21 protein-coding genes and 1 pseudogene are annotated in these 19,121 nt (G+C 33.8%); 2 read left to right on the plus strand and 20 right to left on the minus strand.

Annotated elements, in window-relative coordinates:
- Positions 1 to 223 precede the first annotated feature (223 nt).
- From B3J44_RS20620 to B3J44_RS20665, 10 genes are all read right to left on the minus strand, one after another.
- The gene (locus tag B3J44_RS20620; RefSeq protein WP_198855169.1) at positions 224 to 1,828 is read right to left on the minus strand and encodes a fumarate hydratase; all 1,605 of its coding nucleotides are present in this window, start codon (positions 1,826 to 1,828) and stop codon (positions 224 to 226) included.
- Between the two features lie 77 nt (positions 1,829 to 1,905).
- Positions 1,906 to 2,649, minus strand: a complete 744-nt coding sequence (locus tag B3J44_RS20625; RefSeq protein WP_286971166.1) for a hypothetical protein — start codon at positions 2,647 to 2,649, stop codon at positions 1,906 to 1,908.
- 5 nt (positions 2,650 to 2,654) lie between these two features.
- Positions 2,655 to 3,116, minus strand: coding sequence for an IS200/IS605 family transposase (gene tnpA / locus B3J44_RS20630; protein ID WP_278020090.1), 462 nt, complete (start codon positions 3,114 to 3,116; stop codon positions 2,655 to 2,657).
- Positions 3,117 to 3,444: 328 nt separating this feature from the next.
- Positions 3,445 to 4,884: a nucleoside recognition domain-containing protein gene (locus B3J44_RS20635; RefSeq protein ID WP_286971169.1), complete on the minus strand. Its 1,440-nt coding sequence runs from the start codon at positions 4,882 to 4,884 to the stop codon at positions 3,445 to 3,447.
- 110 nt (positions 4,885 to 4,994) lie between these two features.
- A complete protein-coding gene (locus B3J44_RS20640) occupies positions 4,995 to 6,068 on the minus strand; it encodes a winged helix DNA-binding domain-containing protein (RefSeq protein ID WP_286971171.1) in 1,074 nt (357 codons plus the stop codon).
- A gap of 75 nt (positions 6,069 to 6,143) precedes the next feature.
- On the minus strand, positions 6,144 to 6,857 hold the full coding sequence (locus tag B3J44_RS20645; RefSeq protein ID WP_286971172.1) for a 3'-5' exonuclease: 714 nt from the start codon (positions 6,855 to 6,857) through the stop codon (positions 6,144 to 6,146).
- 127 nt (positions 6,858 to 6,984) lie between these two features.
- Positions 6,985 to 7,461 carry a methylated-DNA--[protein]-cysteine S-methyltransferase gene (locus B3J44_RS20650; RefSeq protein WP_286971174.1) on the minus strand — a complete coding sequence of 159 codons (477 nt, stop codon included), beginning with the start codon at positions 7,459 to 7,461 and terminating at the stop codon, positions 6,985 to 6,987.
- 167 nt (positions 7,462 to 7,628) lie between these two features.
- Positions 7,629 to 8,444 (minus strand): SDR family NAD(P)-dependent oxidoreductase, encoded by an 816-nt coding sequence (locus tag B3J44_RS20655; protein WP_286971176.1) that lies wholly within the window; start codon positions 8,442 to 8,444, stop codon positions 7,629 to 7,631.
- A 94-nt stretch (positions 8,445 to 8,538) separates the two neighbouring features.
- Positions 8,539 to 8,988 carry a GNAT family N-acetyltransferase gene (locus B3J44_RS20660; protein ID WP_286971177.1) on the minus strand — a complete coding sequence of 150 codons (450 nt, stop codon included), beginning with the start codon at positions 8,986 to 8,988 and terminating at the stop codon, positions 8,539 to 8,541.
- Positions 8,973 to 9,875 carry a LysR family transcriptional regulator gene (locus B3J44_RS20665; RefSeq protein ID WP_286971178.1) on the minus strand — a complete coding sequence of 301 codons (903 nt, stop codon included), beginning with the start codon at positions 9,873 to 9,875 and terminating at the stop codon, positions 8,973 to 8,975. Before B3J44_RS20665 ends, B3J44_RS20660 begins: the two co-directional genes overlap by 16 nt.
- Positions 9,876 to 10,021: 146 nt before the next feature.
- Between B3J44_RS20665 and B3J44_RS20670 the strand changes: the two genes are divergently transcribed.
- Positions 10,022 to 10,417: a rhodanese-like domain-containing protein gene (locus B3J44_RS20670; protein WP_286971179.1), complete on the plus strand. Its 396-nt coding sequence runs from the start codon at positions 10,022 to 10,024 to the stop codon at positions 10,415 to 10,417.
- A 130-nt stretch (positions 10,418 to 10,547) separates the two neighbouring features.
- Here B3J44_RS20670 and B3J44_RS20675 read toward each other — a convergent pair whose 3' ends face one another.
- From B3J44_RS20675 to B3J44_RS20700, 6 genes are read right to left on the minus strand one after another with little or no spacing between them, the layout of a single operon-like run.
- Entirely contained in the window at positions 10,548 to 10,967 is a 420-nt protein-coding gene (locus B3J44_RS20675) for an SRPBCC family protein (RefSeq protein ID WP_286971180.1), read from the minus strand.
- A gap of 2 nt (positions 10,968 to 10,969) precedes the next feature.
- Entirely contained in the window at positions 10,970 to 11,839 is an 870-nt protein-coding gene (locus tag B3J44_RS20680) for a tetratricopeptide repeat protein (protein ID WP_286971181.1), read from the minus strand.
- A gap of 30 nt (positions 11,840 to 11,869) precedes the next feature.
- Entirely contained in the window at positions 11,870 to 14,263 is a 2,394-nt protein-coding gene (locus B3J44_RS20685) for a M28 family peptidase (RefSeq protein ID WP_286971182.1), read from the minus strand.
- Between the two features lie 15 nt (positions 14,264 to 14,278).
- Positions 14,279 to 14,626 carry a hypothetical protein gene (locus B3J44_RS20690; RefSeq protein ID WP_008465546.1) on the minus strand — a complete coding sequence of 116 codons (348 nt, stop codon included), beginning with the start codon at positions 14,624 to 14,626 and terminating at the stop codon, positions 14,279 to 14,281.
- Between the two features lie 9 nt (positions 14,627 to 14,635).
- On the minus strand, positions 14,636 to 14,980 hold the full coding sequence (locus tag B3J44_RS20695; protein WP_286971183.1) for a hypothetical protein: 345 nt from the start codon (positions 14,978 to 14,980) through the stop codon (positions 14,636 to 14,638).
- A 26-nt stretch (positions 14,981 to 15,006) separates the two neighbouring features.
- Positions 15,007 to 16,533, minus strand: a complete 1,527-nt coding sequence (locus B3J44_RS20700; protein WP_286971184.1) for a bifunctional GNAT family N-acetyltransferase/carbon-nitrogen hydrolase family protein — start codon at positions 16,531 to 16,533, stop codon at positions 15,007 to 15,009.
- 177 nt (positions 16,534 to 16,710) lie between these two features.
- Here B3J44_RS20700 and B3J44_RS20705 point away from each other — a divergent pair, with 177 nt between their 5' ends.
- Entirely contained in the window at positions 16,711 to 17,043 is a 333-nt protein-coding gene (locus tag B3J44_RS20705; RefSeq protein WP_111284911.1) for a single-stranded DNA-binding protein, read from the plus strand.
- A gap of 74 nt (positions 17,044 to 17,117) precedes the next feature.
- On the opposite strand, the gene B3J44_RS20710 is transcribed toward B3J44_RS20705, so the two are convergent.
- From B3J44_RS20710 to B3J44_RS20725, 4 genes and pseudogenes are all read right to left on the minus strand, one after another.
- On the minus strand, positions 17,118 to 17,810 hold the full coding sequence (locus B3J44_RS20710; protein ID WP_286971186.1) for a DUF2461 domain-containing protein: 693 nt from the start codon (positions 17,808 to 17,810) through the stop codon (positions 17,118 to 17,120).
- Positions 17,811 to 17,893: 83 nt separating this feature from the next.
- Complete coding sequence (locus tag B3J44_RS20715) at positions 17,894 to 18,079, minus strand: hypothetical protein (protein WP_026727441.1); 186 nt, start codon at positions 18,077 to 18,079, stop codon at positions 17,894 to 17,896.
- Between the two features lie 83 nt (positions 18,080 to 18,162).
- The gene (locus B3J44_RS20720) at positions 18,163 to 18,681 is read right to left on the minus strand and encodes a ferritin (protein ID WP_179003006.1); all 519 of its coding nucleotides are present in this window, start codon (positions 18,679 to 18,681) and stop codon (positions 18,163 to 18,165) included.
- A gap of 95 nt (positions 18,682 to 18,776) precedes the next feature.
- Positions 18,777 to 19,121, minus strand: a pseudogene (locus B3J44_RS20725) (hypothetical protein); the annotation flags it as partial.

The following is a 19,121-nucleotide window of genomic DNA, read 5'->3' on the forward strand; positions in this document are numbered from 1 at the left end:
CAAACGTATAAATGTAAAATCGAGGCTTCGCCAGTTTATAACCTAAAAGGCGAAATATCTCATTTTATAGCTTTTGAAAAACAGGATTTAAGCGCTTAGTTTGCCACAAAGGCACTAAGGCGCAAAGATGAATTTAATAAAAAATATAAAACCGCCCAAAAAGGCGGTTTTGTATTTTATAAAAAAAAACGTTGTGTCTTAGTGCCTTTGTGGCAAAACAACTTTATAAATTAGCAAAGAAATCATTCCCTTTATCATCGGTAATAATAAAGGCAGGGAAATCTTTAACAGTGATTTTACGAACAGCTTCCATTCCTAATTCTTCAAAATCAACCACTTCTACTTTAAGAATATTGTCTTGAGCCAAAATAGCTGCGGGACCTCCAATAGAACCTAAGTAGAATCCGCCATATTTGTTGCAGGCGTCAGTAACTTGTTTGGTACGGTTTCCTTTTGCCAGCATAATCATACTTCCGCCATTTTTCTGGAATTCATCCACATAAACGTCCATACGTCCAGCAGTTGTTGGTCCGAAACTTCCTGAAGCCATTCCGTCTGGAGTTTTTGCAGGCCCAGCATAGTAAACAGGGTGGTTTTTGAAATAATCAGGCATTGGTTTTCCAGCGTCTAACAATTCTTTGATTTTTGCGTGAGCAATATCACGAGCCACAATTACAGTTCCGTTTAATTTTAAACGAGTTTTAACTGGATATTGAGATAATTTAGCTAAAATATCTGCCATTGGCTGATCTAAATCAATTTCTACAGGCGCTTCTAAATGCGGAGCCGTTTCTGGTAAAAATTGTTTCGGATTTACTTCTAACTGTTCAACAAAGATTCCATCTTTAGTGATTTTTCCTTTGATATTTCTGTCTGCAGAGCAAGAAACTCCTAACCCGACTGGACAAGAAGCCGCGTGACGTGGCAAACGAATTACACGAACGTCGTGTGTGAAATATTTTCCTCCAAACTGCGCTCCTATGGCACTTTCCTGGCAAATTTTCTGAACTCTTTCTTCCCATTCAAAATCACGGAAAGCCTGACCTGCCATGTTTCCTGAAGTTGGAAGATGATCATAATATCCAGCAGATGCTTTTTTAACAGCGCTTAAGTTCGCTTCTGCAGAAGTTCCGCCAATTACCAAAGCCAAGTGGTATGGAGGACAAGCAGAAGTTCCTAAATCTTTGATTTTTGTGCGAATGAATTCATCTAGAGATTTTTCATTCAGCAACGATTTTGTTTGCTGATATAAGTATGTTTTGTTTGCAGATCCTCCACCTTTTGCCATGAACAAAAAGTCGTATGAAGCTCCTTTTTTAGCATAAATATCAATTTGCGCAGGAAGATTTGATCCTGAATTTTTCTCTTCAAACATCGAAATCGGAACAATCTGCGAATAACGTAAGTTTCTTTTTTGGTACGTGTTGAAAATACCACGGCTTAACCATTCTGCATCATCAACACCAGTAAAAATGCTTTCGCCTTTTTTAGCCATTACAATTGCAGTTCCTGTATCTTGGCAACTTGGCAACTGACCCTCAGCAGCTACAGAAGCGTTTTGAAGTAAATTGTATGCTACGAAGCGATCATTATCTGTTGCTTCTGGGTCGTCAAGAATTTTTCTTAATTTTTGTAAATGTGTCGTTCTCAACATAAACGAAACATCAGTCAAAGCTTCTTCAGCCAATAACTCTAAACCTTTTGGATCAACTGTTAAAACTTCGCGTTCTCCAAATTTTTCTACTTTCACAAAATCAGAAGTGATTTTGCGGTACTGCGTATCATCCTTTAAGATCGGATAAGGATCTTGGTATATAAAATCGATCATTGTTTTGTTTTTTTACAAATTTAGAAATTATTTACCTAAGAAAGAATTTGAATTAGGGCTCTTCTGCAACTGTTTTTTTATTCTGCAGCGTTAAATTGATCAAACGTCATCTTTTTTTCAAAATACGGTTTGTCTTTTGCAGAAAGCAACATCTTTTTCCATTTATTGTCTTTTAATTCAAAAGAGATTGAGTCTGAGTGTTGAAGAATTCCCATATCCATGTTCTCATCTTCGTCTGCAGGTAAAAACGCAACAGTTTTGCAATAAAAAGATTTTGGATCAGATTTGATAGAAGGATTTACGATTTCAACCCAGTTTCCCCAGCCGCTGTCAGACATTGAGCTCCATTGGTGTACTAATTGTAGTCCGCTGTTTTTTAAATAATAGAGATAGTTTTCGTGTGAATAACCACAAGCAGGATATCCAAAATTGATTTGTATAAAAGGAGAATTTTTAGCAGTCTCAGATGTTAATCCGTAAGAAGCTGTCCATTCAGAACCTTTTTGGAAACTTTTAATTGCAACTTTAGAAGATGCGGTTTTGGTTTTATTCTGATAAAAGTCTAATCGGTATTTTACAGTAACAATGCTGTCTTTATCTGCTTGCTGATCTACCAAATGCGCTAAGATAAAATCTGTCGAAGATTCTGTTTCTCCAGTATAAATCGCTACAGTATCGGTTTTAATAATCTTTTCATTAGCTGAAACTTCTAATGTCTCCTGTGGTTCAATAATTTCTGCTGTTGGCGGTGCAGCATCTGTAGGTTTTGTTTTTTGGCATCCGATTAAGAGCAATACGAAGAAAAAGGGGGCTATTTTCATAAGGTTTATATTAGATTTTCAAATATAAATTTTTCATCGTAATCGACATTAAATTTATTTAGAAAATTCAGAAATTCATCATTAAAATTTTGCTTTTTATGATGTTCCTTTTGATTTTCAATGTATTTGTAAACAGAATTAATTTGAGATTGACTATATGAGAAAACGCCATATCCGACTTGCCATGAAAATTTGGATTTGGTTAATTGATTGTCGTTGATATACTTTGAAGATTTTGCCTTAACATTTTTCATGAGTTCAGATATTGAAATACTTGGCTTAATGGCTAATAAACAATGTAGATGATCTTCGACACCATTTACAATAATTGTTTTGCCTCCATTTTCATTAATTAAATTTCCAATCACGCCAAGCAATTTTGATTTCCAGCTTTCCTCAATTACGGCATTTCTATATTTGACTGCAAAAACTACTTGAATGTAAATTTGATGATAGGTATTTGCCATACTTTTTTTTGGCAAAATAAATTATATCTTTTTAATTTTTGTAGTATTTAGCTTTCTTTTTTTAAATGTGTCGTTCCGCTGGAACTTTTGGAATTATTAATTATATTGCTTTCCACGGATTAAAATCCGTGGCTACAATATTTAAACGTTCCTACGGAACTTTGTCAAATGTTTATTTGATCGTAAAAGAGCCATTGGCTCGAAATATTTTGTAGGGCCGGATTTTAATCCGGTTAACAATGAAAAATCCACATTTAATTTGAAGAGCCGTTGGCTCGATTCATATTTTAATCCCAAATTTTAATCTGGCCGTAACATTTAATTTCTACTAAAAAAACCAAGTAGCTACAAAAATTGCTGTAATCACACAAATCAAATCTACCAAAAGCATCGTGCCTAAAGCGTAACGGGTGTTTTTGATATTTACAGATCCAAAATAAACCGCAATTACGTAGAAAGTACTTTCGGCGCTACATTGAAAAATACTGCTTAATCTTGCCGTTAGAGAATCGGCTCCAAAAGTATTCATAGAGTCAATTAAGAAACCTCTTGAACCAGCAGAACTAAATGGACGCAGGATGGCAACAGGAAGTGCATTGGTAATTTCTTTATTTACTCCCATATTCGAGAAGACAAAAGCAATTCCGTCACTGATAATTTCAAATAAACCGCTGTTTCTAAATAGCGAAATCGCAACCAGCATTCCTAAAACATAAGGAAAAATCGTAACTCCTGTTTTGACTCCGTTATTGGCTCCAACAACAAAAGTATCGAAAACAGTCGTTTCAGCTTCTTTGAATTTCTTTTCATGTCGGAATGAAAAAATCAAAGTAAATGCTATGATCGCAATTAAGATTAATCCAGAAAGGTTAGAGGTAAAATAGTTTTTTCCAATCAAATCCAAATGATTTACATACATCAGTAACCCCACAATTGCGGCAATTAAAACCATTAAACCAATAAGAAGCGAGGCACTTTTGAAATTGATTTTCTGTTTAATTCCAACAATCAAGAAAGCAGCAATGGTTCCGATAAACGAAGTTATGATACAAGGCAACATTACATCGGCAGGATTACTTGCGTTTGCGGCAGCTCGATAACCAATAATAGAAGTTGCAATTAAAGTCAATCCAGAAGCGTGAAGACACATAAACATGATTTGCGCATCACTCGCTTTGTCCTTTTCGGGATTTATTTCCTGTAAACTTTCCATAGCTTTCAACCCAAATGGAGTTGCAGCCGAATCTAATCCCAAGAAATTGGCAGCAAAATTTAAAGTCATATAAGATATCGAAGGGTGATTTTGTGGAATGCTCGGAAATACCTTAACAAAAACCGGACTCAGTGCTTTTGCTAATTTTCCAGAAGCTCCAGAAACGATTAAAAGTTCCATCAAACCACAGAAAAAAGCTAAATAAGCGATAAGCGGCAGAATTAAATCAACCAAAGTGCTTTTACAAGTTGGCAATAAACCATCAGATTTTTGAAGTCCGCTATAAATTTTTACGGTTTTGTTTTTGTAAACATACGTTGTATCGGCATTTAGCGTATCACGATTGATAACCATGGTCTGATCTGGCGCTTTCTTGATACTGTCTTTTAAGAAAGCAGGAAGTTCTTCAAGGTATTTTTCAGAAACTAAAATAGGATCGTCTTTTTTTCCATTTAAAATAGAATCAATGGTATACGTATTGGCAGTAAACAAACTGACTACAATAAAAACAATCGAAGAAATAAAAATCGCTAACCAAAATCTGCTTAATACCATAATTGTAATTTTTTGTAAATGTAATTATTTAGCAATAATACGCATAAAGATTTTAGGAGTGAAACCCGAAGTAAGAGTAGTGAGCAACAAAATTTTTATAAAAATTCAGATTATTCAATAACAATTTTGGTTCCCAAATAGGTTTCAAAAGATTTAATTCCTTCAAATAAGATGTGTTTTTTGTTGCTTTCGATTTCTTTGAAAAGCTCCGTTTCTATTTTAGCATGATCTTTTTTGATTGTCCTTTTCCAAATGCCAATCACTTTTCCATTTTCTAAAATTATGGGTTTAAAGATGCCATTATTAGTAAAAACTTTCGATTGATGATCTGTTTGAAAAGAAGCTTCTCTCGTTTTATACGAAATTAGGATCTCATCAAAAGCGGGAAGAAAATGTACGCTTTCGCGAAAGTTATCTGTATTGTTAATGTCTTTTTTAAGCCAATATTGCTGATTATCAATAGTGATTCTGTTTAATTGCAACTCTATTGCGTTAATTGTTTTTTGGCAAATTGTGGGAGCAAAACCCGACCACCAGGAAAAATCAAGTGCTGTTGCAGGACCATGACTTTCAAAATAACGTAAAGCAAGTTTGGCTAAAGCTTCTTCTTTATTTAGTTTGGAGTTTGGTTTAGAGACTCTTTCTTCGAGCAAAGCATACGTAATTTGTTTGCCTTTCATTTCTCCATTGCAGACTAAACCATCCAATTCGGCATTCATCATAATGGCAGCACTCAAGAAATCGGCGCTTGAAGTTTTCTTGATGCCAAGTTCCTGCATGATTTCATCTCGAGTCAAATGATTGTTTCCTGCCAATAGTTTTTCGATAGAAGTATTAGCTTGGTTTAGCTTTTTCTCATCAAAACCATATTTTTTAGCTGCAGAAGAAGTGAAACGTTTTACTTGCGGAGCCGAAAGATCCAGCATCCAATAAATATCATCAGGAGAAACAAAATGCCAAGTCGGACGCAGAATATGAGTTCGGATAATTTTGCCCGAATTTATAGCTTCTTCAATCTCTTTTTCGCCAGCATCACAACGAGAACCAATGGCCCATTTTGCCATTGCATAATCCTGAGCCTGCATAGCACCAAGATGTTTTACAATTTCTTGTGGCAAACAAGAACTTGTTTTATAAAGCTTTTGTGAAACCAAACGGTAATGCGAAATTTCCTCGTGTGTCATTTTTAGACCATTTAAGTCGTTGAAGTTTATTTTAACACGATGGTTAAAAATCTTAGCATCTTAGTAGCTTAAAAGCTATACATGAATAATCTCTTCATCAATCAATAAATCTTCTCGGCGCAAGCGTAAGAAAACCTGAGCAACTGCAATGGTGTCTTTTTCGCAATAGGTAATGATTCGGTCAATATCTTTTTCAACATAATAGACATGTGCAACCTGACTTCCATCAATATCACCTTTTGGAGAAGGAACTCCAAGAATCTTGGTAAGCAATTTTAAAGATGTAAAATGCTTATAATCGCCAAACTTCCATAATTCTAAAGTATCCAAATGTGGAACTTCCCAAGGCTTTTTACCAAATAAATTCAGTTTATCTGGAATTGCCATTTGATTGATAATCATCCTTCTTGCAATAAACGGAATATCAAATTCTTTTGAATTATGCCCGCACATCAAATGTTGTGGCTGATTAAAATGATTGTTAACCAGATTCGAAAAGTCTTTTAGAATTTTTTTCTCATCGCCAAAAAATGAGGTAACTCTAAAATTTCTAACATCTCCTTTGATCGTAAAAAAACCAACCGAAATGCAAATTATCTTTCCGAATTCAGCCCAAATTCCAGCACGTTCGTAAAATTCTTCAGGAGAAAACTCGTCTTTTCGTTGATATTGTGTTTTTAAATCCCAAAGTGATTGCATTTCAGCGTCAAGGGAATTGAAATTTTCTTCTTCGGGAACGGTTTCTATATCGAGAAATAGAATGTTATTTAGGTTTATTTTTTCAATCATATTTTTTTTGCCACGAATTCACGAATTGAACTAATTTTTTATTCTGTAATAAATGTACACAAATTTAGATTTTTAATTTATCGTAAATTAAAAATGAATGAATTATCCTTCTTTTTGTACAGTAAAACTAAAATAAACTTTGTTGTGGAGATGGGCTTTCATGTTCCAAAAGCCATTTTTTACGAGATAATCCTCCAGCATATCCAGTCAAGGATCCGTTTGTGCCAATCACGCGATGACAAGGAACTACAATCCAAAGCGGATTTTTACCATTTGCCGAGGCTACAGCGCGAATTGCTTTAACATCTCCAAGTTTTTTGGTCTGATCCATGTAACTTACCGTTTTACCGTAGGGGATTTCCAATAAGGCTTTCCACACTTTCTGCTGAAATTCGGTTCCTTTCGGATTCAGTTTTAAATCAAAATCGGTTCTTTTTCCTTCAAAATATTCATTTAATTGCAAAACTGCATTTTGTAAAACTTCTGGAATAGTTTCTGAAACCTCATTCGTACCAATATCAGAAACAGAAATTACCGAAATGCCGTTTTCATCTCCAATGATTTTGGTGATTCCTAAAGGCGAATTGATGAAAACTGTTTCCATGATTTTTTGAATTTTAACCGCAAAGAAGCAAAGTTCGCAAAGTTTTTTAAAACTATGTAAGTAATTTAAGTTTTTGCACGACAGTTTAGACGATTGTCACCCTGAGCGAAGTTGAAGGCTTATGAAAACGAAATGGGCTTCGACTTCGCTCAGCCTGACAGTAAGATTTAATAATCTCTCAATCTGAATTTATAATCTAAAACGGTTTCAATTTTTTCACTTGAAATTACCTTTTTAATATTCGATTTTTCTGAACTAAAATTTGGTAAAGGCAAATTCATTTTGGTAGCTTTTTGAGTGTAATAATCCTTTCTTGACAGATGAAAGGGCGCAACGGCATTAAAAACCTCATTCCATTTAGATTGATTTAGGATTTCTTCAATAATACCAATGCAATCTTTTTGATGAATTAAGTTTACAGGAGCATCTGGATTTTCTAGGTTTTCTTTTCCTGCTAAAAACGTAACAGGATGACGATCTTCGCCAATTAAACCTCCAAAACGAAGAATTGTGGTTTCGAAGTTTTGATTTTGCTGAAGAAGATTTTCGACTAAAAGCAATTGTTTACCACTTTCCGTTTCTGGATTCGGAATGGTTTCTTCTGCTATAAAACCATTATCATCACTATAAACAGAAGTTGAACTTACAAAAAGCACTTTCTCAACCGTTGATTTTTCTATAAACGGAATTAAATTTTTGATTTTATCTACAAAAGCTTTCTTTTCAGAATTAGGATCGACTGCTCTTAATTTTGGCGGAATATCTATAATTAAGATTTCGCTTTCTGCTAAAAAAGAATCAATGTTTTGAGAAACTTCTTTTTCTTCAATTTCAACCAAAAACGGATTTATTCCCGCATCTTTTAGAATCGAAAGTTTGTTCTCTGAAGTTGTAGATCCGTTTATCGAATTGCCTTTCGTAATTAATGTTTTTGCTAAAGGAAGTCCCAGCCAGCCACAGCCTAAGATGCTAATTTGTTTCATTTTTTTTAAGGTTACAGCAATTAATAATCTCGCAAAGTCGCAAAGTTTAATTTTCTTTATTTGCGTGATTAAAAGTCACAGAGATATTATTTGGTTACAAAGTTAAAGTAAATCGGACTTTGTCTTTTCCTTTTGCGCCCATTCTGTTATAAAATTTAATCGCTCTTGTATTGAATTCCGGCGTTTGCCATTGAATGTTAACGCAATTGTTTTGTTTCCCGATTTCTTTTAATCTCTCAATTAAGATCTCGCCAATTCCAAAACCTCTAGTTTCTTCTTCCAAGAATAAACAATCCATGTAGAGAAAGTTTTGTGCGTTCCAGGTCGAAAAATCAAACGTATAAGAAGTGTAACCAATAATCGTTTCGTTTGTAGCCACAACCAAGCAAAATAACTTTGGATTTTGGCCAAATAAAGCATTTTTTAAACCATCTTCTTTTCCTTCAGGAGAAAACTCAGCTTTTTCAAATTCTGCGTGTTTTTCAATTAAAACAAGTAGTTTGGGTAAATCTGTGATTTCACATTTTCTTATTGAATATTCCATTGTAAGTTAATTTCATTTTGTAAAAAGCTGATGAAATGATGAAAATAATCGGGATAGCTTTCTTTAGCACGTGTGGCAATAAAGTGTTTTCTTTTCAATCCATTTTTTCCAACTTTCACTGCTCGTAAAGAAGTGGTTTTTAAATAGGGTGTAAATGCCCATTTTGCCATCGACATCACGCCCATATCGGCTTTAACCATTTCGAGTGAAGCTTCGGTTAATGGCATTGGCGTTATTTTCTTCGGACTTACTTTGGCTGGAGCCAAAAGAAACTGATGAATAGTAACGGTTTCTAACGGAAGAGAATGAATAATCAAATGTTCGTTGATGAAGTCTTCTGCAACTACATATTTTTTATCAGACCAAGCATGGTTTTCTGAAACTACCATAACCATTTCATCCTGAAAAAGCTCTTGATATTTGATGTTGCTATCTTTTATCTGATCGCTTACAATGGCAATGTCAATGGTGTTTTCTAGTAATTTTTGCAACGGAATATGAGTTGCCTCGGCTACGATTTTCAATTCTACATTCGGATATAAAAGATGAAATTGCTTTAAAACGGAAGGAAGCCAATGATAACTTGAGAAACATTCAGTACTGATTCTGATTTCGCCATGTTCACCAAAGACCATTTGTTTGATTTGAGTTTCGGTTTCGGCAAGTTTATTCAGTATTTCGTTGGCAATTTTGTAGATTTTTTCGCCAGCTTTTGTAAGCACTAATTTTTTGTTTGTTCTTAAAAATATGGCGGTTCCCAATTGATATTCGGCTTCTTTAAGCTGATGGCTCAAAGCCGATTGTGTCAAATGAAGTTTATCGATCGCTTTTGTGATACTTCCTTCTTCGACAATTGCTTTGATCAATTTTAAGTGGCGTATTTCCATTTTTGAAGAATTAATACGCAAAGTAACAAAATTTTAGACTGGCTTTTGTATGAAAAAAAGTAATGCTCTTGATGAATTCTTTTCGTTTTTATGGTGTTTGATGTTCATCTACTTTTGGAAAAGTAAAACATTAAAACCTAAACAACATGGAAGCACAAATTAAACATTATGAAAACAAGTTAGCTTTTGAAATGGATCCGTCAGATTTATTTGAAGCTTTAAATAACGGCGAAAAAATAATTGTAATCGATGCCAGAAGAGCTTTTGGTTATGATGAAGAACATATTCCGAATGCAATTAATATTCCGCATCGCGAAATGAATCTAGAAACGACACAGGATTTAGATAAAGATGTTTTGTATGTAACGTATTGCACCGGAATTGGCTGTAACGCGTCTACAAAAGGAGCTTTGAATATGACGAAATTAGGCTTTAAAGTAAAAGAGCTAATTGGCGGACTGGAATGGTGGAAAATCGACGGATATGCAACCGAAGGAACAAAAGGCGAAAAACAAGGTTTGAAAATAGAATGCGCTTGCTAATTTTTTTGGAGCAAAGGTTCAAAGAAACATAGATTCAAAGGTTTCTCATCATATATAAAAAGCAAAAGCACTATGAAAATAGTGCTTTTTATCTTTGTATCTCTGAACCTTTGCTCCTTTGAACCTAATTTTACGATTCAATTAAAGCTTTTAAGCCTTGTAAAATCGGATTCTCTTCGCCTTGCGGTTCTTCTTGAACTGCGCCTGGACGATTATCTTCTTGAATTATTTCAAGTTTTGTTTTCTGATTTTCTTCAGATAAAACATAATTCATTATAAAATAATTCTCCGCTTTATCTTCTAAACCAGGTCTTGGAAAAAACAGAGAGTATTTGATTTTCTGATTTGGAACAACTTCTAAAACTGTTCCCCATTGTTCAAAAACTTGGCCATCCCATTCATTTCTAAATCTGATTTCGCTTCCAGTTTTCCAAGTCGTAAGCAAATCGCTTCCGTATTGCCATTGTTTGACTAATTCTGGTTGTGTTAATGCATTCCATACTTTTTCAACTGATGCATTCAAAACGATTGTAGAAATATTTGTAGCCATGTTTATTCTATTTTAACGTTGTTTTTCTCAGCGATTTTTTTGAATAAATCTTCTTTGTTTTCCGATTTCATTTTCTGATAAATAGCACCAAGGAGTTGTTCAGAATCTTTCGCATATTCAGAATTTTCGTTGGTATAAATGATATGTGCAATAAAAATATTATCTAATGCTTTTTCATCGTCTTTGAGCATGAAATAGTTTTTTCCGGCACCAAAATAACCTTCGGCGTTGTCTGGATGATATTGAATTAGTTTTTCGTAATAACCGATCGCGGTTTTAAAATCAGATTTTAAAGTATAAACAACTCCAATGTTCATTAAAGCAAAATTTCCTTCGGGATAAATCTCTAGTGATTTTTTGTAATATTTAATGGCATTATCATAATCGTTTAACTGTCTATAAGAAACAGCAATATCATCAAGTGCAAGAACAAAGTTTGGATCTGATTTTAAAGCCAGCTGAAAACTCTCAACAGCCATTTTATAGTTGTTCTGACGCATAAAATCTTTTGCAATTATATAAGAGTTCTGTGCGTTTTTGTCTTTTGATTCACTATAGAAAATATTGTCTTTGTTTTCTATTGCTTCTGGAACTAAGTTTGGACATTTTTTTGAAATGATACCTTGAACTCTCAGAATCATGCCTTGAATGCCTTCAACTGTATTGATAGATTCTCTAACTTTTGGATCTTTATCTGTCAGAATCAGTTCGCCCATTGGTTTGGTTAGACAGTCCCTAAAAACATCTTCAGTAATTTTTGAACTTTTTTCTAAACACTCACATGCTTTTGCTGCTATTTTTTCTTCGACGGTTTGTGCATTAAGTGCTAGAAAGCTGTTGAAAGTCAAGAACAAAACGAAGTTTTTTTTCATTTTAAATGATTTTGGGTTAGTCCAATTTCCTTATTCTGGTTTAACAACTACAGGTTTCAAACTATCTTTACTTACAGCCAAACTATCTACAGGCACAACAGGCACAATTGGTTTTACTGGTGGTGTATATCTTTTGATTTTTTGTTGTATTAATACTGCGTCATTTAAAACGAATGGCGTTGGCATCATCCAATCATTTCTTGGTTTAACATTTAATAGCGGATTGCTCATTAAATCGAACGAACTCTCGATTAAATCCATATCAAAAATAGATGATTTGTTGATATAGAATTCCATTTCAAGCGGTTCGTTGCCTACAACATAATAACATAAAATTTTACTGTCTTCTCTTTGCAGACGGTTTCCTTTTTCGCCAGAAGTTGTCACTCCGTTTGCTTTAAAGTTAAAAAATGTCATTTTTGGATTAGCATAAATGTCGTAGCGGTTTACTTTTCTGTTGGGAGTAATTTTGATTTTCAGATATCTATTATTTCCAATTACGCTGTCTCTTAAAAATTGAATTGTCGGTTTTGGCACTTCAACAACTGGAGCAATTGCGCTATAAGTAAACGTTGTATTGTATTTGCTTGCCAGCGGAAGCGTATTTAACCCAACTGCTTTTTGATTTTTTTCGCCTAAATACGATTTAGTCCATTCGTCTAGATTAGTATCATAAGTGGTCCAAACAGCAGAATTGTTGTCGGCATTGTAAACATATAACAAGCTGTTTGATTTGGCTTTTCCGTATTCGTAACCAGAATTGTATCCTGCGTAAACGAAGAATGCGATAGAAGTAAGGAAGAAAACAACAATCCAAGCTCCTTTTTTAGCAAAAGCTCCAAATATTGGAAGCAATAATCCGAATAGCAAAACGGTTAAAACAGCACTTCCATATAATATTTTAAGTCCTAAACCAACTGGAAACATTACAATAAAAGGCGCAATAATTGCTAGGGCAGGAATAGAGAATATTAAATTCAATCCTAAACTATAATGTTGTGTAAAGACAAAGATTCCGAATAATAAAATTCCGAAATATACAGGAATAATTAAAAAGCCTGCACCAGTTAAGCTGTTGGCTAAAAATGCATTAATGATAATCCAAAGCAATAAAGGCGCCACAAAATGGTTCATGGTAATTTTAGCTTCAGAGAAATGATGATAGAAAGCAAAACAAATAGCAATGCTCAAAGTAACAAAAGCACCAATATAGGCATGCCCGTTATAGGTAAATCCGTTTAGAAGATCAGAGTATTGCGGATAAATTTCAAGAAGAAGTTTCCATCCTAAAAAGGTTACTAATCCTGCAATTATGATAGATCCTAAAAGCGGAACAAAACCTTTGAAAATTTCTGTGAAAGTGATGATTCTTTTTGCTTTTCCAACAAAAATGAAAACAATCAATAAACCTAGAGCAATAAGCGTCATTGGCATTACCCAAGCAAACGGATAACTAATGAATGTAAAAGGAACATTGAAATAAACATTATCTTCTGTAGACTCCGTTTGGTTTAAATCAATATTGGTGAAGTATTTCAGCAAAGGCATGATGTAAGTGCCTTGATGCGCTAATGTAGTTTTGTTTAGATGCTGAACATCATCTTGTTGTGTGTGATAGTTGAAATGACCATCGATAAAAGCAAAATTAAAACCTTGAATGTTTCCTTGTTCTCTAAAGACAGTTAGATCAGTGTCGTTAGGAAGCATTTTGTAAATACTATACATCAAAGAATTTGAGACTGGGTAAGAAGGTTTTGCTTTAGTAAATTCTTTAACTAACGCTTGGTTTCCTTTATTGGTTTCCATCAGCATGTAGCTTGGTCCAGAACTTCCTCTTGCTTCAAAATTTAAAACCAAACCAACATCTTTTGCCCAAGGATGCTTGTTTACGAATAAAGCTGCTCCGTTTAACCCTAATTCTTCTGCATCAGAAAATAAGATGATAATATCGTTCTTTTGAGGATGTTTTGAATATAAAAAGGCACGTACACCTTCTAAGATTGTTGCAACGCCAGAAGCATCATCGCTTGCTCCTTTTGAAAAAGAGTGAGGCGCACTGTCATAATGAGAAAGAAGTAAAAGTGCTTTTGTATTGTTTGTTCCTTTAATTCGAGCCAAAATATTTTTTGACTTTACCAAAAGACCTTTATCATTTAGAGTAAAACCTTCCTGAACACTTGTTTCTAAACCTATTCTGTTTAATTCAAGCTTAAGATAATTAGCAACTAGTTCGTGATTGGTAGATCCGACATAGTGCGGTTTCTGCGCAATAATTTCAACCTGATTTAAGGCTCTTTCGGTCGAAAATTCGGCCAGCGCTTCGTCATCTTTCGAAATTCCTTGCGGCATCATCGTGGCATATATAATACCGAGTAAAGCTAAAACGCAGACTATGGCGAGAATTGAGGTGGGGTTTTTTCTCATGGTGAATAATACTAACTATATTTCTTTTTTAACAAGCATAAAATAATCATTGTCCAAGGAACGATAGCCTTGATCGTACAAGAAATAATATGTATTTCCTGTCTTGGTTTGTAAAATGTTTGTAAAGAACTCAAAATCAAAGCCTTTTGTTAATAATTTGTCTCGAGAAGCTTTCGATTTTCCGTCTACATTTAACTCTGCCAAAATACGGTAATTTTTGCGTAACTTGTTGTTTATATTTCGCATGAAATTTGTACTATCTTTATTTATTTTGTTATTGTACGCATTTCTACAACTATCGGAACAGAATTTCTTGTCTTCGCGACCGAAAATTTTGGCTGAGCATTCGAGGCATGTTTTCATTTAACATTTTTATTTTGTTGATAAACTAGGTTTTTCATTTACACTTTTAATAATTACCCGATTAATTTCGTAGATTAAAACCTCCACTTTTTTAATGTCACAGTCGGTTAAAACAATATCCTTAAAACCATTTTCCAAATTGATCCTTAATTCGCAAGATCTTGTAGGGACATTTAGTCCAAATGTTATTTCAATGATTTTATTAATGAAAGATAAATGTCTTATTAATTCTAAGCTTAAAATGCTGTCAATTTCAAATATCACATTATCCTTTCTGAAATCGTTATTGTTAATTACTAGGTGATCATTTTTAATATAGATTTCAAATAGCGGATTTTTTCGAATGACACTCATTGATTATTAATTTAAAAAGGTCTTTATTAATTCAATTTTTTAATTTCGTAAAGGTCAGATCTACGGTCTTTTAATGTTTTTACGCTTCCATGTTCGTGAAGCTCTTTTAATAAATTCAAATCAACATCGACAATTAAAGTCATTTCTGTGTTTGGAGTCGCTTCAGCTTTGATTCCGTTACTTGGAAAAGCAAAATCTGATGGCGTAAATACAGAAGACTGCGCATATTGTATATCCATATTATTTACTTTCGGAAGATTTCCAACGCAACCTGCTATGGCTACATAACACTCATTTTCGATAGCACGCGCTTGCGAACAATGTTTTACACGAGTATAACCGTTTTGAGTATCGGTTAAAAATGGCACAAACAAAATATCCATTCCTTCATCGGCTAAAAGTCTCGAAAGTTCAGGAAACTCGACATCATAGCAGATTAAAATTCCGATTTTACCACAATCGGTATCAAAGGTTTTAAATTGAGATCCGCCTTTCATTCCCCAATGAATAACCTCATTTGGTGTAATATGAATTTTGGTATACATTTCCGAAGTTCCGTCTCTTTTGCATAAGAAACCAACATTGTAAAGATTTCCGCCTTCTAAATAAGGCATACTTCCTGTAATAATGTTGATATTGTATGAAATGGCAAATTCCTGAAAACGCTTTCTAATAGGATCAGAGTGGCGGGCAAGTTCACGAATGGCTTCTGCCTCAGACAAATGATTGTAATCGGCCATTAATGGCGCAATAAACAATTCTGGAAACAAAGCAAAATCAGAACCATAACCCGAAACGGCATCAATAAAAAATTCTGCTTGTTCAAAAAGTGCTTCAACATTATTAAGCGGACGCATCTGCCACTGAATTAGTCCTAGACGAATAATGTTTTTCTTTAAATTAATCAGTTTCGGACTATCATCATAGTAAATATTATTCCATTCCAATAGAACCGCAAATTCTTTCGATTCTTCGTCACCTTCCAGATAATTTTTGATGATTCTCAAAACATGAAAATCGTTGCTTAACTGAAAAGAAAGAACCGGATCGTACAATTCTTTGGTACGCACTTTTTCGATATACGTTTTTGGAGACATCTTTTTGGCATGTTCTCTATAGTTCGGAATTCTCCCTGCAAATACAATCGCCTTGAGGTTCAATTGTTCGCAAAGCTCCTTTCTTGCATCATACAAACGGCGCCCTAAACGCAAGCCTCTATAATTGGGGTGAATAAAAACATCTATGCCGTATAAAATTTCAGCATTTGGATTGTGGGTCGAAAAGGTATAATCGCCACTAATTTGCTGATAATTATGTCTTTTTTCTACTAATTTTTCGTCAACAATAAGAGATAGGGCAGAGCCAACAACTTTTCCGTCAACCAAAATCACCAGCTGTCCTTCTGGAAAAATTGAAAGAAGTCTTTCTATATCCTCAGATCTCCAATAAGAATCTGCCATTTCTGGATACGATTCAATCATTGATTTCTTTAATTGTTTATAGTCTTCTATTTCAAGATTTCTTAACTCTACTTTTTTAATTTTTGCTTGCATATCGTAAGATTTATCTCAAATATACAAAAAACAAATTCCATTTACAAACGCTTACAAATAGTTACAGTCGATAGTAAATAGTTAACAACCGACTGCCAATGTTGAGGTTTGGCATCTTTGCAGTGTTGAATTCGATAAACGATTCAATTTAATAATAACAATAAAAAAGTATACGCCATGAGTGCAATTAGAAACAAAGTACAATTAATCGGGAATGTTGGTAATGATCCAGAAATTAAAACATTAGAAAGCGGTAGAAAACTTGCGCATCTTACAATAGCAACAAATGAGATTTATAGAAATGATAAAGGCGAAAAAGTAGAGCAAACCGAATGGCATCGCATAACTGCTTGGGGAAAAACTGCTGAGATAATTGAAAAATATGTTGTAAAGGGAAAAGAAATCGCTGTTGAAGGAAAACTAACGCACAGAAGCTACGATGATAAAAACGGCGAAAAACGTTATATAACGGAGGTTGTTATAAATGAAATTTTACTGTTGAGTAAATAATCCTTTTTGCGAAATAGTTAAACCCGACAAGTTTCTAAAACCTATCGGGTTTAATATTTTATCGAAAATGGTTTTTATAAAATGGAAACTCCATTAGCATCAGTTGTAAGTACTTCGCTCATATAATCAAAAAATGGTCTCATGTTTTTGAAAGCATCTAAAGCTAATTCTAAAAATTGCGGACTCAATACTTCTTTGTCAGTAAAACGCTTTATAACCAAAAATTGTTTGTAGCGGAGTAAATCTATAGCAGGGTGATCTACATCAAAACCTTTTGGTTTCGTTTTGAGCTGTTCTCCTTGTAAAGTTCCAAAATTACTAACGAAAGATTTAGAATTTAAGATCTTTTGAAAAGTTTCTGGGTCGTGAGCAAATTCGGTTCTTATTCGTTTTAGATCTGCCGCATTTGGACCCCAAAAGCCACCTGCAAAAAAGCTATTTCCTTTTTCCAAATGAAAATAATAACCGCCGCGTCTTGCTGCAGTGGCACGCGTGTAACTTCCGCCCCAATAATGTTTAAAAGGGGTTTTATCTTTAGAAAAACGAATGTCTCGATAGATTCTGTAAACGCTTTTTTTGCCAGAAGTATTTTCTAAAACATCAGTTTTGGAAAGCTCTTTTAGTAAAGCGCCTGCAAAATTTTCAATATGATTAAGTTCTATTAAATATTGCGGTTTATGTTCTTCAAACCAGGGTTTGTTGTTATTTTGTTTTAGCTCAACCAAAAAATCGAGACTAGATTTGGGAATTGTGATAGCGTTTTCCATAATAGAATTTAAAAGTCGAAAGTGACTGCAATTTAAAACTAAAAAACCCACCAGAGAAATCTGACGGGTTTTTCTATATCGTGTTAAGCAGTTTTTTTGAATAAATCAAACATAGGACAGCGTGAGCAGCGTTTCTTTTCACTTTTCTTATACTTCTCGCAGCAAGAAGATTTGCAATTTTCGATCTTCTTAATTTTGTCAAGGATAACAGCGTTTTTCTTTTTCTTCTTATCCTTTTTTTTGTCCTTGTCTTTTTCTTTCTTGCTCACTTTTTTCCTCTGAATTTTAAAAACAGAGACAAATATAAACCAAAAAAGTTATTTTTAAATATTCTAAATAAACTTTAACTTTTTTATTTAGGATTGATAGCGATCGAACTAGTAACTGTTAATTGCTGAATATCACGATCAAACAAATAAAGTCCTCCTTTGTCCTCACCAATCAAGTTGATTTTGTCTAAAATAGATTTAGCTGTTGCTTCTTCTTCGATTTGTTCAGAAACGTACCATTGCAAGAAATTATGAGTTGCATAATCTTTTTCTTCAAAAGTAATGTGCACTAATTCGTTGATAGATTTTGAAACAAAAAGTTCGTGGTTATATAGTTCCTCAAACATTTCTTTAAAAGTAGAATATGTTATTTTAGGCGCTTTTAAATCTGTAACTTGAGCATGCCCGCCACGTTCATTTACATATTTTACCAATTTAAGCATATGTGCACGCTCTTCGTCTGATTGTGTGTACATAAATTGAGCAATTCCTTCCAATCCTTGTACTTCTGCCCAACAAGCCATTGACAAGTAAGTTTGCGAAGATTCTGCTTCTATTCTGATTTGCTTGTTTAAAGCCGATTCAATATTTTTTGATAGCATAATAGGTGTCTTTTTTGTAAAATTAAGAAAAATTATTCATTTCATTTTTGCGAAAGCTCGAAAACATTAGACTTCTAGATCGATTTTCGTTGAAATTAATAGGAACTGATTTTCTCAAAAGTAGCAGGATTTGAAAATATCGATTTGTTTATGATTGAATTTCTATTGTTTTCCATCATAAAACCATCGGTAAATTTTCTCATAATAAATTGCTTTGAAGCATCATCGTAATAGCTTAGAATATAATAGTTCTTTAATTCAAGAGCATCGTACAATGTTATTTTTTTATTGAAATTCAAATAGTAAAACAAATTCTCACTTGCCATTGGTTCTGATTGTTTGTCGCTTATGAAATCTAAATTTTCATTCAACATTGCATCAAAATAAACTATTTTACTTATTGAATAATATTCGCGAACTCCAAACTCTTCGGGAGAATC

Source organism: Flavobacterium sp. UBA4854 (assembly GCF_002399805.1).
Taxonomy (GTDB): domain Bacteria; phylum Bacteroidota; class Bacteroidia; order Flavobacteriales; family Flavobacteriaceae; genus Flavobacterium; species Flavobacterium ginsengisoli.

Coding starts and splice junctions, on each gene's coding strand:
- B3J44_RS20675 (WP_286971180.1), bottom strand. CDS start 10,967: ATGGCTACAAATATTTCTACAATCGTTTTGAATGCATCAGTTGAAAAA.
- B3J44_RS20650 (WP_286971174.1), bottom strand. CDS start 7,461: ATGGAAACAGTTTTCATCAATTCGCCTTTAGGAATCACCAAAATCATT.
- tnpA (WP_278020090.1), bottom strand. CDS start 3,116: ATGGCAAATACCTATCATCAAATTTACATTCAAGTAGTTTTTGCAGTC.
- B3J44_RS20670 (WP_286971179.1), top strand. CDS start 10,022: ATGGAAGCACAAATTAAACATTATGAAAACAAGTTAGCTTTTGAAATG.
- B3J44_RS20700 (WP_286971184.1), bottom strand. CDS start 16,533: ATGCAAGCAAAAATTAAAAAAGTAGAGTTAAGAAATCTTGAAATAGAA.
- B3J44_RS20655 (WP_286971176.1), bottom strand. CDS start 8,444: ATGAAACAAATTAGCATCTTAGGCTGTGGCTGGCTGGGACTTCCTTTA.
- B3J44_RS20645 (WP_286971172.1), bottom strand. CDS start 6,857: ATGATTGAAAAAATAAACCTAAATAACATTCTATTTCTCGATATAGAA.
- B3J44_RS20640 (WP_286971171.1), bottom strand. CDS start 6,068: ATGACACACGAGGAAATTTCGCATTACCGTTTGGTTTCACAAAAGCTT.
- B3J44_RS20660 (WP_286971177.1), bottom strand. CDS start 8,988: ATGGAATATTCAATAAGAAAATGTGAAATCACAGATTTACCCAAACTA.
- B3J44_RS20690 (WP_008465546.1), bottom strand. CDS start 14,626: ATGAAAACATGCCTCGAATGCTCAGCCAAAATTTTCGGTCGCGAAGAC.
- B3J44_RS20680 (WP_286971181.1), bottom strand. CDS start 11,839: ATGAAAAAAAACTTCGTTTTGTTCTTGACTTTCAACAGCTTTCTAGCA.
- B3J44_RS20620 (WP_198855169.1), bottom strand. CDS start 1,828: ATGATCGATTTTATATACCAAGATCCTTATCCGATCTTAAAGGATGAT.
- B3J44_RS20705 (WP_111284911.1), top strand. CDS start 16,711: ATGAGTGCAATTAGAAACAAAGTACAATTAATCGGGAATGTTGGTAAT.
- B3J44_RS20720 (WP_179003006.1), bottom strand. CDS start 18,681: ATGCTATCAAAAAATATTGAATCGGCTTTAAACAAGCAAATCAGAATA.
- B3J44_RS20695 (WP_286971183.1), bottom strand. CDS start 14,980: ATGAGTGTCATTCGAAAAAATCCGCTATTTGAAATCTATATTAAAAAT.
- B3J44_RS20635 (WP_286971169.1), bottom strand. CDS start 4,884: ATGGTATTAAGCAGATTTTGGTTAGCGATTTTTATTTCTTCGATTGTT.
- B3J44_RS20685 (WP_286971182.1), bottom strand. CDS start 14,263: ATGAGAAAAAACCCCACCTCAATTCTCGCCATAGTCTGCGTTTTAGCT.
- B3J44_RS20665 (WP_286971178.1), bottom strand. CDS start 9,875: ATGGAAATACGCCACTTAAAATTGATCAAAGCAATTGTCGAAGAAGGA.
- B3J44_RS20710 (WP_286971186.1), bottom strand. CDS start 17,810: ATGGAAAACGCTATCACAATTCCCAAATCTAGTCTCGATTTTTTGGTT.
- B3J44_RS20625 (WP_286971166.1), bottom strand. CDS start 2,649: ATGAAAATAGCCCCCTTTTTCTTCGTATTGCTCTTAATCGGATGCCAA.